Below are 13,925 nucleotides of genomic sequence, written 5' to 3' on the forward strand. Positions count from 1 at the left end.
CGTCAGTGAACCCCCGAACAGCTGTTTTACCCGGTACATCGCCGTTTCCGCTATCGAGCGACGATTGTAATCTGTTGTCCATTTCCACCGCGCATTACTCCCGGTCAGCCGCTGATTCGCAACAGCACGGTTACGGTCTGCATATTCACCGGGCCAGTAACCCGCACCTTTTCGGGGCGGGATAAGCGCGCTGATTTTCTTACGCCGCAGTTCATCGTGACAGAGCCGGGTGTCGTAAGCGCCGTCTGCCGATGCTGCCCTGATTTTTCTGTGAGTCTGCCGGATAAGACCCGGGAAGGCTTCTGAGTCCGTCACATTGTTCAGCGACAGGTCTGCACAGATGATTTCATGTGTGTTGCTGTCAACTGCCAGATGCAACTTTCGCCATATACGACGGCGTTCTTTGCCGTGTTTTTTGACTTTCCATTCGCCTTCACCAAAGACCTTCAGCCCGGTGGAATCAATCACCAGATGCGCGATTTCACCTCGGGTGAACGTTTTGAAACTGACATTAACCGACTTTGCGCGCTTGCTGACACTGGTGTAATCCGGGCAGCGCAACGGAACATTCATCAGTGTAAAAATGGAATCAATAAAACCCTGTGCAGCCCGCAGGGTCAACCTGAACACGCGTTTAATGACCAGAACGGTGGTGATGGCGAGATCAGAATAGCGCTGAGGTCTTCCCCGTGATGAAGGCGTTGCCGACTCATACCAGGCCTGAATAGCTTCATCATCCAGCCAGAAAGTTATGGAGCCACGGTTGATGAGGGCTTTATTGTAGGTGGGCCAGTTGGTGATTTTGAACTTTTGCTTTGCCACGGAACGGTCTGCGTTGTCGGGAAGATGCGTGATCTGATCCTTCAACTCAGCAAAAGTTCGATTTATTCAACAAAGCCTCATAGAAGTAAAACTCAGTTAAATGAAGATCGTTTTCTTTCACGTATGCCGCCAATTTGCGGATACGCTGTTCAAGCATTGTATCTATCCGTAAGGAAACACTCTGCGGAACGTCACTTGCAAATTCATTGATACAATCAACGGTAGAAACTATGAATTTATTGGTCATGGCAGGCTCCAGGCCACCGGGGAAACCGGTGGCTACGGTAATTGGCAGGCTTAAGCGCCGCAAAGGGTGTCAAGGGAAGGGAGAAGCTTGCTCAGCTTGTCGTAATCGAGCGGAGACAGTTCTGTAACGAGTTCGACCGAAAGACTAGTGTTGTCTTCTTCACACAGAATATAGATTCCGTCTTCTGGCTCTTTTCCGGCACATGCCTTCAGTCGTTTGTTAACGACCTCCTGGGCTGAATCCGCTACGTCGCAGCTCAGGACATAGCTTGCCACATAGCTGCTCTCACCGTGGTAATGCGTCACTTTACACAGAGCATACTGGATACCGGCTTTGTGAGCCTCATTCATGAGACGAGAAAACTGACAGCCATCCTGGTAATAGTGGGTATCCTTTGTGACCAGAATAGTCATACCCCCAAATTCATCTGTCCGGCTTTTACTGCATGTAAATGCAGCAGTAATTGTTACCATTTCCGAGAGGTCGAATACCGACAGCACGGCAGTTGTGAGGCAAATTGCATGGTCAAGATCAATGGTCTCTCCATGAAAAACTGCCAGCCCACTGCTGGTAACTTCTGTTGCGAACAACAGTTCATAATTGCAGTCTGGGCAGGATGGTTGCCCAAAGCTCGGCTCAGAAGGGTCATACTCAGGGTGGTTCTCGATAATACTGAGGATCAGCTTCTCAGTCAGAGAACAATCTGTCAGTGGCTTATCAAGCAAACGCTCACCTTCTGCAATTTCTGCTTCGGTAACGAATGTGATTGCTTCTTGTGCCATTTTTGCCTGCTCCTGAGTGCAGGGAATAATAAACGACGCCTGAGTATAATTATCTGCCACAGTTGACTCCTTGATTATTTAATTAATGTATTTGATGAGAAGATCATAACAAATACACTAATACCAACTAATAACCTGAAGGCGTTTTTTTAGAAAAAATATTAAGAAGAAGAATATGAACACTACCTCATCTTAAATTAATATCATTCAGGATTAATATTCATTTTTTGCAAATAAAAACCGCCAGACGGCGGCTTTTATAAAGAGGGAAATATCATTGGAAGTTGAAATTACTTCACGGCAGGCCGACAAATTACGCGACTGCTGTGAGCTGAAGCGAAACTTGTAGAGGAAACTATAATCACCTTTTCTAAGTCGTCGGCACTGTCAGCAATATGATGCCGGAAAGCCTCCTCTGCATCACCAGGGGAGTCGGCTTCGACCAGGTAGGCCTGATCATCATCATCAAACATAATGCGCCCGGAAATGAGATAAAGTCGGCTCAAATCTGGCGTTGCTGCGCTCGTGCTTCGTTCGTTCAGATTCATTTTTTCTCCGTCTGTTGCTCGTAAAAAGAATGACGCCGGTTTAAAAGGCGTCGCCAGGGTTCGGGCTAAAACGCAGGGTTGCCATCGAGGAAGCTCATTGGCTGGCCAATAGCGGATGCCACCCTGAGAATTTCACCTGGTGTGGCATAACGCAGCATTTCAGAGCGTCCAAATTTCTGATACTCATCTACTGACATCTTTCTCCACTCTGGGTGAGGATCTTTTCCGCACAGTGACCAGTTGCTTTCAGAGGAATCACGACGGAGAACGTACACATCAAGCGAGGCTGTAAGCCCACTTCCATATCCCCGCTGCGCTACAATACGAACCTGAGAACCATCGTCGCGTTGCAACGTCTGGGTTAATTTCGTGATAGGATCCTGAGAATGCATGCCATTTACCTCGTTTTCAAAAGATTTACCGTAAGTAAATGATACCGAATCGAGAATTCTGGCTAATAGGTCAGAAGAAAAAATAATGAATATTTTTGAAGTGTAGGATAATGATTAGAATAAAATGGCCTGAATAAATCGCTAGCGGTTAAATCCGCTTATTTCAGAGAAGCTCTGATTTAGTAGTTAGGGAAAACGATGCGGTGAAAAGTAACTTTTACACCGCAATTCAGAAAAAAGTTTCAATTAGTCACATTACGAATAACCCGGCTTACTTTCGCATGTGCGTTCCCCTGGATGTTAAAGTAAAGCCCCTCAGGCAGACTCGTCGCCCACTTAACTCCTCGCTCAGCCATACGCTTCGGTGTTTCCAGCCAACCACGAGGAATATTGCCCGTAACGTCACCGATAACCCGTGAAATGCATGCTGCTACCCGGATGCCGCCGGGAATATCGCATTCGGATTCAACAATATGCATAACCTCAAATAAAGCACCATGCCGCTGGACATGATCGCCAATGTGCAACTCGATAGGAGAAACCATTTCTGTATCTGACTTCATATCTGTCCACCTTTAATTTAGAAACCGTCTAAATTACCAATATAGTTAATGTACCGGATGTTAATTCAACAAGTTCTGTATCACAACCATCAGTTTTTTTTGTTGGGTCTATATCGGAGAAACAAGTGAATATTGAATACACTCGTTAATACAGACAACCGGAAATGAATGGCACCCTAATTATCTCTGCGGCGTATGCTAAGCCGTTAATATTGTCATTTTATGGTAGAAACAATGCAAAATGAATAAACCGCTTGTCGCTTCAAACCACTTTATCAAAACCGTTAACTTGCATTAAGCCCGATACAGTTCGGCGAGCTCGTCCAGCATGGGGTTACTCTTATATCCCGGTGCGGCCGTAAAAAGGTTTCGGGAAATCGCCAGCCATTCCATGATTTTGTCCGTCGCCAGCCAACGTCTGCCAAGTCGCTCGGCTGCGATGGGAACTTTATGCAGGCCAGCGAAGGGATCTACAACAAGATCTCCCGGCTCTGTCAAAAACTCAATCAGAAACGCTGCAAGCCTGGTAGGAGACGTTGCACCATGCAGCGGAAAACCTAGCTCGCGGGCAATGGAATGGCAAAATCTCGTATCAGCGCAGCTATTGCCGTAAAACAAAGTATTTTTGGGGATCGTTCCTTCTGTTTTATTTCCAAAGGATCCGCTTTTAAGCTGGTACGCCCCATCACCATAAAAGGTCGTGCGATTTTCACCGCCTGCTGCCTGCAATTTAAGATGCTGCTCTGAATGCGGTTGCAGTACACGTAAGTTGTTTGAACGAACCTTACTCGCATCATTGGTAAACCACAGCACAGGCTCATACGATGAGCAGAGCTGCACTCGTTGCTTACATGCCCAGTGCGTTGGCGATGGGGGCTTACTGCGATTCACCCACTGAAGCCTGTCCATGAGCTCAAGCCCCAGCTTGTCACATAATGCCAGTGTCAGACGCTCCAGATACAGAGAACGTGAAGGCCTGCCCCTATTAAAGCTATCTTGAGTGATATTCAATGCCACACTTGCGCCGGGTACAAGCTGTTTCACGATCGGTTCGAGGATACGCAGAAGCCAGTCAATATAAACCTGCTCGCCACGCCCCCCGCCATGCCCGTAGTCTCTTGAATTTCGAAGGAGGTAAGGCGGCGAGGTCAGGCAAAGATGAATTTGCTCTGTGATATTGCTGAAGAAGGCATAGGCGTTTCCAAAAACCGATGCCCCAAGAGAAGTTGAGAAACCGACAACACAGAGCTTTTCCCATGACTCGTGTAGGTTTGTTTTCGTCTTAGAGGAGTATCTCCAGACGCCCCGTTTTTCTGGAACGCGTTCGATGACTCCGGCCTGCCGAAGAGTCTGCTGAAACCAGCGTACTTTGTGTTTGACGCCGCTGGTTCTGGTTTTATCTGACCCAAATTCTTTCAGTTCGTGCAATTCGGCATCCGACATGCCAGTTTCACGCTGCACTTCGCGATAAAGCTCGTCGTTGCTCAACGGCAATTCGGAGGCTGCGTAGATCCGTGCAATTAAATCCGTAGAAATCGTGCTCATCAGCCATCCTTAATGGAGATGCAGTTTAAATATCGGCCTGATGGTTGGAAGGGGGATTACTAAATCAAACCGATCTGTTTATTTATAGGCTTTGTCAGGTCATGCAGCACAGCTGGGCATGCGCAAAGAGACCCAGTCTTCTTTAGCGGAGACACCTTCAAAAGTTGTACTCAATCAGCCCCAAGATTTTGAAACTCAATGTGCTTTTGCTCACACTCCTCCCTGCCCCACGAGCCCTGCCATTCACAGATGTCCCGGTACTTAATTTCCAGCTTATCCATCTGTGAGAGGTTAGCTGTTGCGAAGTCTGGCCATATGTCGTGCCAGCATGCGTTGTACGTGACGCCTGCTGGTGGGCAATACATCATTGCATCAGCATGGATAATTTCAACGCGAGGATCGTTTGCAAACGAGGCCGCAACGAGGTTAATAACGTCCTGTTCTTTTTCAATTACTGTTACATGGGTTACATCTTCTTTTTGAAGAATGGCGTGAAGCACCATCCCCAGACCAAGACCATTAATGAGCACGCGCCCGGTGGCTCGCTCTAAAAAATCCTGGCAGGTTCTGATCTCCATCGGGGTATTGGACATCACCACATCCCAGCCGTTGGACAAACGCCGATATCTACCGGGCGGGATAAACTCGTCTGTATTACCTGTATACTCGGCACGAAGGGCGAGGCTCATCGCCTTATCTGCGGTAATTTCGAATGTGTCCAGTTTCCAGGTTCCGGACGTGCCGTCTTTAACGGGTAAATCAGAAAAGCAGCTCTTCATCAAGGCAACCAAAATTCCAGTAATGTTGTTACGCTGAACCTATCACAAACCTGCTCTTAATACAGTTATCAGGAGTGACAGCGATCTTTGAGGAATCGTTTAAATCACGGGCATCCTGTAGCGGACGCCCGATATTTAATCAAATGTCGCAGGTGTTAAAGGAAGCGTTGCAAAGTTGCAACGTCTTCTGGAGCAACCTCCACGCAGCTCCTGACACTGTAGTGATTTTCGCCGTTGTAGTCGTAAACCCCACCGTCTTCAAAACTCAGCTGTTCAAGCTCGCCATGGCACTCTGAAATGAGTGCCGTCTGGCAAGCATTTTTCTCACAATCGCTGACGAGTAACCGAACATAGCTATTCTCATGGTCGCCGTTTCGGTTCTGGATTTTAACGATAAAGTGTTTTTCAGACATTTGTGCCTCCAGCACAGTTTGAGGTTAATTTAGCGTTGCCCCGGCTCACCGGGGCAAGAATAAATCAACCCTTAATGAAACTGTGCCCCCAGGTGTTAGGCTTAAATGCCTGCTCTTTGATATATGTTTTCATTACCTTGCAGGTTTTTTTCAGGGCTTTGGTATTGGCATCGGTTACTGAGATAAAATGGCGAGAATAACGGTTTTCCCGGTATTGCTTATCAGCGTTTGGGTCAATTGCTTCGCTTTGCAGGAGTCCTTCGTGCCTGCCAATTACTATTACGTAGTTCATTTCACCTGAAACACGATCCGTGAGTAATTGAATGGAAATATCAGTCGCTCGCGTGGCCTGGCTAGCAGAAATTTTTGCATGTAAGAAAGCTCCCTTTCGAAAGTTGGCCGGAGTCAAACCTGTAATATCCTCGGTGCTAAAATTAAGTGAAGATAGAGTTGAAAATAAATCACAGCTAATGACTTCAGTATTATTAGACATAACCCGGCTCCGCTCATATTCATGTTAAGGTAATTATATCAGGTTGATAGCATTACCTAATAACTTGGTGGCAAAAAGTTGTGGTTTTTGATTAACTAAAATTGATGTTCTCAATACTGCTCAAGAATTCTTTCTTTACACCCGGAGTAAAAGGTATACGTTCAATGTATTTATAAAGCGTCGCAAAGGTTTTGGTTTCAATGTTTCGTGAAATAACATCATCAATCGGGTCTTCGAACATATTAATAAAAACATCAATATGCTGCTCTCCGCTTTCTGAAGCTAAAGAGAGAATACAGACCACTTCAATGTAGCGGTTATCCTGCTCTGCAATGAACAACCAGTGCCCTTCGTTAAAGGCTGGTGCAGCACTGAAGCGTTTTACAATAATTTCTGAAAGAGCATATCCTGCCTGATCCAACAGATTAATAAAGTTGAGTTGAGTTGAAACCACGTCTAACGCTTTCATAAAACCTCCTTTTCATCTGTACTTATTATACTGTTACCCATCCCCCCAGCTAATAACCTCCCAGCAAACTTTCAAAAAAAATACCACCTTTAATTAGAATTGAACACATCCTTTTTAAATAACAAAAAGGATTATGAAACCCACAATGTTTGTGATGTGCCACCAAGGAAAAGTAACTTTTATGTGCTCATAAATCTTATTTCGTATTCACTTTCCTTTGTCTTTCGGTCGTAGATTATCAGGGGAAGCATAAGAAGAATATGTGAGGTTTAAGCAAATGCGGTGATCGGGCATTATAATTTGGTGAGGCTATTATAAGTGGATAAAGATAGTCGTAGGTATAGGATCAGGTTAAATTGCATTTTCCCGGTTGCCTTCCCTGGCCTACCGGTTTCAGCTCAGATACTAAGACCAGCGGTAATACTTAAAATATTCCTCATTTGCAGCTATAAACTCCCTCAAACCGTTCATTAATCCCTTCTCAAACGCTGTCACGATAAACCGGTAACCGTCCAGTGTTTCAATGTAGTAAATACCGCCTGGTGTAATTCCAACATGCAACACCTCGGCTGTCATCATAAACTGGCCTTCCGGAAAATCATGCGAAAGGTAAATGAAACCAGTAGTGGCCGATGCGGGTGTGGCATTCACTAAGACCCCGTTAAACTGCTGCCCGTGCCTCGCCGGTACAAGCTCACTTCCCCTGGTTGACTTATCAAGCAGCCTCTTAACATCTTTTTCTTCTTTTAACGAGGTATAGACCCGCACATCACTGTCATCACCTGGGCGAGAGCCGGTGCCAACATGAGCAAGACGACGGTAAGCACTGCGCATATTAACGTGGCAGGATGCCCCTGCTCTACCCTGAAGCCTTACGCCAAAGTCTTCGCAAAGTAACAAAATCTGACGTAGCTGGTTTTCATGCACGGACGCTGAGAGTGAAAGATTGAAACAGGAAAAGGTCAGTTCTAAAACCTTTTCGCGTTTGTCATTGAAATGAGCTTCCAGCCTGATGACTGGCTTTTCCGACATTGCAAAAGCTTTGTCCGTTACTCTGTACCGGCATTCATCTCCGAAACATTCTTTAACAACGCTGGCTATGACCGTGTCGTGTTCTCCATCTTCCGGAGCTGGCACAAAGATTTCAAATTGTGCCGGTGTATCCGGCTCAAGCAGAACGGGATAGAGACGCGGAGAATTAAGCAAAGCGCATTCAGAATTAATGAGCTTAACCCAGGCGCTTTTGTCGTCCGGATCCTTAAGCTGCTGTCCAAGGTTATCGCAAAAGTCAACTATCTGACGGGTATGCTCATCCGTGACTGCACAGATCAGGTTAAGACCATGCGTGGCCATACGCAGTTCCCGGGTTCGGGACTGGGAATTGATCGACCAGGGGTTAAGTGAAAGCGAAATAGGGCTTATGGAAGGGACGACCGTCTCATTCTGCAAATCTGTAAGCTGGCAGTTCGCAGTAGGCTTCGGGGAAAGGGTACTAAATATGTAACTTGCCTGTTGTTTAGTACTGGCCTGGATATAAAACATCGCGTCCATGCTTGTATCCCGGGATGAAATTGAAAATAGCTTCATTTTTAACCTTAATGGATGAGCGATTTATAGTCATGTGCAGACAAATGAACATTATGTGCGCCATCATTCCATTCAAAGAATAATCGATACTTAGAGTTTACTCGAATGGAGGAATAACGGTTTGACGTCATTCTTAAGCGTTCATAACGCAAGCTGTTGGATAATAACTCCCGCTCACTCTGGACATTATCCAGCGTTTCAAGTCGACACAGAATCGCGTTAATAATTTCAGAAGGAATACCTGCCGTTGTTTTTCCATTACGGAAGAACTTTTCAAGCCGTCTGTCTTTAAATGAATGGATCATAGTTCCTCCGTAATAATTGACCTTAAAATTAAATTAAAAGGGCTTTGAATTAATGAATACCTAAAATGCGGGCGGCAACTGCCAGCTGCTTATCACTTAACTGACGCTGGTGGGTTAAAGAAGACTTAAGGCTTTCCAGAAAATTATTACTACTGGATTGTTGGGTGATTGCATCAACCATTTTTTGATGAGACCTGCACCATGCTGTGAACGCAGAACTGTGGGCGCTTTCAGTCCTTAAACGCTCGTCTTGCAGGGATGCTGACACTTTGCGGGCAGCTTGCGCATTAATGCGGTACAGCGCATTCAGCGTGTAAGCAGTACGGGTCGTTTCGAGGCTGTAACCCGTGGCTTTACAAGCCATACAGCGACTTCTATAAAAATGCTTACGCTCTCCCCGCCCATTGCATTTATCGCAAACAATACGAAAAGTATATTCCGCAGTACCTTTTACAGAATCAACACAGCGGATTTTTGCGCTGGAGATTTCAATTCCACTGCGATCATAATATTTGGTCATAATGTGATTCCTCCGGTTAGTTCTGGAGTAATCATGACAGAATGAATCTACTGGCTAATAACCTGAGAGTAAATATTTTAAAAAAACATTGAGAGAGGGGCTGCAAATTTATACACGAAGGATTCAAATATAATTTGTTTAAAAAATTAAGAGCATTCTGAAGTAAAATTGCATCAAAAAGCATTCATGGATAAATCATGTACTGGTGCCAGCGATTTAAACGAGGACATTGTTCCGGTGTAATTACACAGTTTAGCATCATAGATTATAACCAAAAGGAAGGAGTCCTTCCCGTCTCGGGAATATTACTTTCCCGTTTGCAGTTTAAGAGACACTTAATGAGAAAGTAATAATTAAGTCATGCTCAACTCTACATTTTACATTGAGGATGGCGTAACAGGGTACGGCATACTACCGTACCCTTGTGTAGGGTTTATGTTTGAGGGAATTCTATAGTAAATGTGGCCGTGCCAGATTGACCACTTACAGCGGGAGTAACGGGATATGTGCGCTCTTCACCATTACCAAGATCCAGTGACAGCGATTTAGTTTCACCAGGCTGGACCGTAACTCCGGCAACCGTAACGCCGAACTGGGCGTTTTTCTGAACAGTCAGGGTTCCGTTTAACTGTCCGGTAATGATAGAACCGTCCTGACGACGCAACACACTGGTTCGGATGATGGCCAGCGGCGTGTTGTCCGTTGCTTTCAGTGCTACGGCTGTGGCCAGCGTCTTGAGATTATCCAGCATAATCAGGTTAGCTGGCTGGTAGGTAAAATTAAGCGTTTTAGTGGTCCGGTTACCTGATTCGTCAATAGCCAGAGCCTCCAGATGATACATCTGTCCCGATTCGTCAGTATTGGGGAAGATTCTGGGGTATTCAGGAATAAAGACATCCTTGGATAGCGGCGTGAATGCAAGGGTGACCTTTTCAGAGTTAGGTCCACCAGCGAGCTGAAGCGATATCAGGGAAGCATCCCCAGAGGCATCAGTAACGCTTATGCGTAGGTTCTCAAGCCCTTTAACCAGTTTTCCTTCTGCGTCTGCGCCATTAAAGCTGAACGCAATAACCGGAAGCGTTGAGTCAATTTTCAGCGGTGCATTAAGCGTTTTGGTTCCTGTGTTTCCAACAAGATCCGTGGCAGACACGCTAACAACCGTATAATCCCCGTCCGGTAGACCAGCGTATGAGAAAGTGGCGTTTTTGGTTTTATAATCGCTTTCACTGACAGTCACAGGCTTCAGGGTGAAAGTTTCCCCCCGGGCATTTTTAAGGGTGGCTTCGAAAACTTTGGTATCCCAGTAGCTGATGTTCCAGGCGTTGACGCGATCATTATCGGTGGCCGTCATAGTGATTGTCTTGGAGGCCTTGTTTACCTGAGCGACATTAACCACCGGTGGGTTGTTATCCCAGATAACCGTAAAATTACCAGCAAGCGCATCGAATATGCTGTCACCATCTTTTCCCGAGTAAAGATGCAGATACTCAAATCCTTTGTCACTGGTGTAGTTGAAGTTAACCGTCATCTCGCATGAACTTTGTCCGACAGGAATAGTGCAGAACCAGGCTGCATTTTTTACCGTTCTGAACTTTTGCACGTATGGTCGGGGTTCTGCGGTTACCTTTATGCGGCTAATGGTGGCGGTTTTAACGCTGATTGAGGCCTGAGTTAACCACTCACTGGTATCACTCCGGTACATCTCTTTAGCCACTATCTTCGGGGCTATTTCCATCGCCGGGGCTGGAGTGAAGTTGAGGGAGTTATGATGAATTCGTCTTACTCCTCCCGCCAGAGTCTGAAATTCATGATAAGTATCCCCCACATTTGGATATATGTATTTGAAAGTATAGATATTATAAGTGCTATCGGACGTCTGGAAATTCGAGTCCGCCCAGCCATATTTGGAACCGTTAACAGCAGTAAAGTCACTTTTCTTCCTTAATACCCGTACGGAAATAGGGTTCTGGAAGACGGTCATGCCAGACTGATAGGAGACCCATGATCCGGTAGTGGCGTCCTGCACCTGGATGATATCGTCAGGCTTAACCCGATCAATTACGCTTCGGCGGCTTAGTTCGCTCCTGTTTCCCGCTTTGTCATAAAGGTAGATCCCCACTTTATATTCAGAGCGGTTTTCCGGTGCCAGGGCATTGCTGCTTGCGTCGGCGACTTGAACGGTTACGCTACCTTCCACTGTATTAATTTCCGCTGGCTTTTTACGCTCCACTCCAGCGGCATCGGTTATGAAATATTCAGCATTAGCAAGCCCGGAACCTTTATCACTCAGTCCATTAAAGACCAGTGCCTGGACGCTGGCGTACTGCATACCGGCTGGTACTGAAGTGAAGATCGCTTCGCTGCCAAAGTTCCACCCATTTCTCGTATAACTTATGGTACCCGTTGCCGGAGGCGTTCGGTCAATTGCAAGCGGGTAATCCTGCCGGGAGACCTCCTTCCCTTGCAAGTCGGTAATCACCTCTCTGAGGGTGAAGCTATCTTCTCCCATCGCTGGTACGGTCAGAGTCTTGCCGTAATAATCAAAGCCTGTCGAAGATGTGGTACGGTCATCAACGGTAACCAGGCTGCTTTTCGTGCTCCAGATGAGGCTCCCGTCACTTTTCAGCAGACTGAGCGTAATATAACGGTCCAGACCGGAAATAACGGCAACGTCAAAGCTCGTTACCGGATTAATCCATACGGATGCAGGCGATACGGTCTTTTTAACGTTCAGGGTATCTTTAAAGCTGAATTCTGCGATTTCAGCGGAAGCTCCTGCGCTGAAACCTGCAAATGCAATAAGCAGGGCTAGTTTGATTTTCATGGGTTGTCTCCTGATCAGGTTCCCCATGATACTTTTTCAGTGTTCGTGATCTTTTCGGGAAAATAGCTATTTTTGATGTTTTTCTTTTCTGCCCGGCGGGACTTTTTTGTTTACGTGAATGCAACAAAACCAGAAAAGTTACTTTTTGATAGGGTAAAATTAGGTTTCCCTAATTTCCAGAAGCAAGCGAAAGCAGAACTAGCTTAATAGCCATTAAGAACGCCATACCTATTGATAAATAACGCTCCTTACATTTAATGATTTGAGCATTTAAAAATGAATTAGCGAAAGAATTTTGGTTTGCTTTTTATTGCATGAGTAAAACAGTATTAATAATCCGGAGCCATTAGAACGTACTCTAAAGACTCCGGTATACAGATATCTTGCCAGTAAAAATGGCCTTACTCCTCATCATCCCCCAGCGCTTTTTTGATGGCGCGGCGGCGGGCTGCATCACCTACACGATATCCGACTGAATATACGTCATTCAACCGGCGCAGAATAAGATTTATTTCCTCATCTTGAATGTAGGCAGGTAAACACAGAACCACGTCGCCATCTTCATCATAGACTCGAACAACTTCCTTCTGCCCATCTCGCTCGCGAATAATCTGGACATGCTGAACCCTGGTGTATTCTGGGTTTACGCTCATTTTAAGTATCTCTCTGTAATTGTTGTTACCAGTTAGCTATAAGCCGGATAATTCTGGTATTCAGTGTTCTGCACAGCAATCGCCTGCTCGTGGATCATTGACACTGCCAGGCGGGCTTTAACTCGCTTGCTGGTGAGAAAACGCTTCACTTCTTTAAGTTCGCTGCCAGCCGACAGCATATTGAAGACATGCTGTTTGAGACTGTTGTTATTTTTGGCCACTTGTTTCTCCATCATCTTTGTACATGGTTATTTCAGGCTGGCCTGCCAGATCACACACGTTATCCATATGCTTTTGGACCCAGTCTGTTAGACCCAGACCTTCGGCCTTTGCCTGATTGACGTAACGCAGTTTACGTTCAGGGGTAACCCGCATCTGTAGTTGTGCCGTCGCTGGAACCGCCTCTTTCAGGGCGTTAAGGCCCCTCTGATCACGGGCCTGAATTGATGGTTTACCGCTAGGCATCTGATGTATCGCTCTCCCGGCGAGCGGTGGACAGCTCTATTTCTTTTGCGATAGCTTTATCTATGGCATCCAGCTGCATGGCAAACTTGATTTCAAGCGAACAGCGTAATGCCTTCAGGGCGCGTTCTTTGGTGCTGTATTGTGGTATGCCGTTCTGGCTACCATTCATGCCTCGCATGCGGCGGGAGGTTGCATCGACAACCTCTCCCTCTTCCCGTGTGCCGTGAACCGTAGTTCCGCTCCATGTCGGATAAACAGTGCCAGTGGCGGTGTTGAAGCTCCAGCCGTTTTGGTATTCCCCCGAGACCTCTGGTACGGGCATATCGCGTTCAACGCCATAGTCAGACCAGCGTAAAGCGCGGTTTATTCTGGCCTGTGCCACCAGCTCATCATACGCGGCTTGTTCTTTTTTATTCATCGCCATTTAGGGCAATCTCCTTAGAGGGGAATTAGGTGTTATATCGGTACGTAAGTGCTTTTCAGGCCTAATCTCTGACAAGGCCTGATGTGCCAGACTG

Annotated in this window: 18 protein-coding genes; all 18 read right to left on the reverse strand. The window is 46.1% G+C overall.

Annotated elements, in window-relative coordinates:
* Nucleotides 1-867 (reverse strand): IS5 family transposase (locus tag ACOTX2_RS18625; protein ID WP_163528513.1); only part of this gene is annotated, 867 nt, incomplete at its 3' end.
* Between the two features lies 1 nt (nucleotide 868).
* Nucleotides 869-1,069: a hypothetical protein gene (locus tag ACOTX2_RS18630; RefSeq protein WP_022646497.1), complete on the reverse strand. Its 201-nt coding sequence runs from the start codon at nucleotides 1,067-1,069 to the stop codon at nucleotides 869-871.
* A gap of 50 nt (nucleotides 1,070-1,119) precedes the next feature.
* Nucleotides 1,120-1,911 (reverse strand): hypothetical protein, encoded by a 792-nt coding sequence (locus ACOTX2_RS18635; RefSeq protein ID WP_000774871.1) that lies wholly within the window; start codon nucleotides 1,909-1,911, stop codon nucleotides 1,120-1,122.
* A 230-nt stretch (nucleotides 1,912-2,141) separates the two neighbouring features.
* Nucleotides 2,142-2,399 (reverse strand): hypothetical protein, encoded by a 258-nt coding sequence (locus ACOTX2_RS18640; RefSeq protein ID WP_001052325.1) that lies wholly within the window; start codon nucleotides 2,397-2,399, stop codon nucleotides 2,142-2,144.
* Nucleotides 2,400-2,464: 65 nt separating this feature from the next.
* A complete protein-coding gene (locus ACOTX2_RS18645) occupies nucleotides 2,465-2,791 on the reverse strand; it encodes a hypothetical protein (RefSeq protein ID WP_000556022.1) in 327 nt (108 codons plus the stop codon).
* A gap of 242 nt (nucleotides 2,792-3,033) precedes the next feature.
* Nucleotides 3,034-3,354, reverse strand: a complete 321-nt coding sequence (locus ACOTX2_RS18650; RefSeq protein WP_000834113.1) for a hypothetical protein — start codon at nucleotides 3,352-3,354, stop codon at nucleotides 3,034-3,036.
* A gap of 294 nt (nucleotides 3,355-3,648) precedes the next feature.
* Nucleotides 3,649-4,899 carry a site-specific DNA-methyltransferase gene (locus ACOTX2_RS18655; RefSeq protein WP_000104393.1) on the reverse strand — a complete coding sequence of 417 codons (1,251 nt, stop codon included), beginning with the start codon at nucleotides 4,897-4,899 and terminating at the stop codon, nucleotides 3,649-3,651.
* A gap of 170 nt (nucleotides 4,900-5,069) precedes the next feature.
* On the reverse strand, nucleotides 5,070-5,678 hold the full coding sequence (locus tag ACOTX2_RS18660; RefSeq protein ID WP_000833775.1) for a hypothetical protein: 609 nt from the start codon (nucleotides 5,676-5,678) through the stop codon (nucleotides 5,070-5,072).
* Nucleotides 5,679-5,833: 155 nt separating this feature from the next.
* Entirely contained in the window at nucleotides 5,834-6,091 is a 258-nt protein-coding gene (locus ACOTX2_RS18665) for a hypothetical protein (protein WP_001290639.1), read from the reverse strand.
* 64 nt (nucleotides 6,092-6,155) lie between these two features.
* A complete protein-coding gene (locus ACOTX2_RS18670; protein WP_000069824.1) occupies nucleotides 6,156-6,584 on the reverse strand; it encodes a hypothetical protein in 429 nt (142 codons plus the stop codon).
* A 91-nt stretch (nucleotides 6,585-6,675) separates the two neighbouring features.
* Nucleotides 6,676-7,053 carry a hypothetical protein gene (locus tag ACOTX2_RS18675; RefSeq protein WP_044704553.1) on the reverse strand — a complete coding sequence of 126 codons (378 nt, stop codon included), beginning with the start codon at nucleotides 7,051-7,053 and terminating at the stop codon, nucleotides 6,676-6,678.
* A gap of 405 nt (nucleotides 7,054-7,458) precedes the next feature.
* Entirely contained in the window at nucleotides 7,459-8,604 is a 1,146-nt protein-coding gene (locus ACOTX2_RS18680; protein ID WP_000339750.1) for a hypothetical protein, read from the reverse strand.
* Nucleotides 8,605-8,648: 44 nt separating this feature from the next.
* Nucleotides 8,649-8,945 (reverse strand): type II toxin-antitoxin system RelE/ParE family toxin, encoded by a 297-nt coding sequence (locus ACOTX2_RS18685; RefSeq protein WP_000581857.1) that lies wholly within the window; start codon nucleotides 8,943-8,945, stop codon nucleotides 8,649-8,651.
* Nucleotides 8,946-8,994: 49 nt separating this feature from the next.
* Nucleotides 8,995-9,465 carry a hypothetical protein gene (locus ACOTX2_RS18690; protein ID WP_000170639.1) on the reverse strand — a complete coding sequence of 157 codons (471 nt, stop codon included), beginning with the start codon at nucleotides 9,463-9,465 and terminating at the stop codon, nucleotides 8,995-8,997.
* A 433-nt stretch (nucleotides 9,466-9,898) separates the two neighbouring features.
* On the reverse strand, nucleotides 9,899-12,289 hold the full coding sequence (locus tag ACOTX2_RS18695; protein ID WP_000694552.1) for an Ig-like domain-containing protein: 2,391 nt from the start codon (nucleotides 12,287-12,289) through the stop codon (nucleotides 9,899-9,901).
* 401 nt (nucleotides 12,290-12,690) lie between these two features.
* The gene (locus ACOTX2_RS18700) at nucleotides 12,691-12,942 is read right to left on the reverse strand and encodes a hypothetical protein (RefSeq protein WP_000115760.1); all 252 of its coding nucleotides are present in this window, start codon (nucleotides 12,940-12,942) and stop codon (nucleotides 12,691-12,693) included.
* 32 nt (nucleotides 12,943-12,974) lie between these two features.
* Nucleotides 12,975-13,163 carry a hypothetical protein gene (locus ACOTX2_RS18705; protein ID WP_001107529.1) on the reverse strand — a complete coding sequence of 63 codons (189 nt, stop codon included), beginning with the start codon at nucleotides 13,161-13,163 and terminating at the stop codon, nucleotides 12,975-12,977.
* 236 nt (nucleotides 13,164-13,399) lie between these two features.
* Nucleotides 13,400-13,831, reverse strand: coding sequence for a hypothetical protein (locus tag ACOTX2_RS18710; RefSeq protein WP_001251242.1), 432 nt, complete (start codon nucleotides 13,829-13,831; stop codon nucleotides 13,400-13,402).
* Nucleotides 13,832-13,925: the final 94 nt, after the last annotated feature.

The organism is Enterobacter cloacae complex sp. IR5412 (genome assembly GCF_049237385.1).
Taxonomy (GTDB): Bacteria; Pseudomonadota; Gammaproteobacteria; order Enterobacterales; family Enterobacteriaceae; genus Enterobacter; species Enterobacter intestinihominis.

Coding starts and splice junctions, on each gene's coding strand:
- ACOTX2_RS18630 (WP_022646497.1), bottom strand. CDS start 1,069: ATGACCAATAAATTCATAGTTTCTACCGTTGATTGTATCAATGAATTT.
- ACOTX2_RS18640 (WP_001052325.1), bottom strand. CDS start 2,399: ATGAATCTGAACGAACGAAGCACGAGCGCAGCAACGCCAGATTTGAGC.
- ACOTX2_RS18645 (WP_000556022.1), bottom strand. CDS start 2,791: ATGCATTCTCAGGATCCTATCACGAAATTAACCCAGACGTTGCAACGC.
- ACOTX2_RS18650 (WP_000834113.1), bottom strand. CDS start 3,354: ATGAAGTCAGATACAGAAATGGTTTCTCCTATCGAGTTGCACATTGGC.
- ACOTX2_RS18655 (WP_000104393.1), bottom strand. CDS start 4,899: ATGAGCACGATTTCTACGGATTTAATTGCACGGATCTACGCAGCCTCC.
- ACOTX2_RS18660 (WP_000833775.1), bottom strand. CDS start 5,678: ATGAAGAGCTGCTTTTCTGATTTACCCGTTAAAGACGGCACGTCCGGA.
- ACOTX2_RS18665 (WP_001290639.1), bottom strand. CDS start 6,091: ATGTCTGAAAAACACTTTATCGTTAAAATCCAGAACCGAAACGGCGAC.
- ACOTX2_RS18670 (WP_000069824.1), bottom strand. CDS start 6,584: ATGTCTAATAATACTGAAGTCATTAGCTGTGATTTATTTTCAACTCTA.
- ACOTX2_RS18675 (WP_044704553.1), bottom strand. CDS start 7,053: ATGAAAGCGTTAGACGTGGTTTCAACTCAACTCAACTTTATTAATCTG.
- ACOTX2_RS18680 (WP_000339750.1), bottom strand. CDS start 8,604: ATGGACGCGATGTTTTATATCCAGGCCAGTACTAAACAACAGGCAAGT.
- ACOTX2_RS18685 (WP_000581857.1), bottom strand. CDS start 8,945: ATGATCCATTCATTTAAAGACAGACGGCTTGAAAAGTTCTTCCGTAAT.
- ACOTX2_RS18690 (WP_000170639.1), bottom strand. CDS start 9,465: ATGACCAAATATTATGATCGCAGTGGAATTGAAATCTCCAGCGCAAAA.
- ACOTX2_RS18695 (WP_000694552.1), bottom strand. CDS start 12,289: ATGAAAATCAAACTAGCCCTGCTTATTGCATTTGCAGGTTTCAGCGCA.
- ACOTX2_RS18700 (WP_000115760.1), bottom strand. CDS start 12,942: ATGAGCGTAAACCCAGAATACACCAGGGTTCAGCATGTCCAGATTATT.
- ACOTX2_RS18710 (WP_001251242.1), bottom strand. CDS start 13,831: ATGGCGATGAATAAAAAAGAACAAGCCGCGTATGATGAGCTGGTGGCA.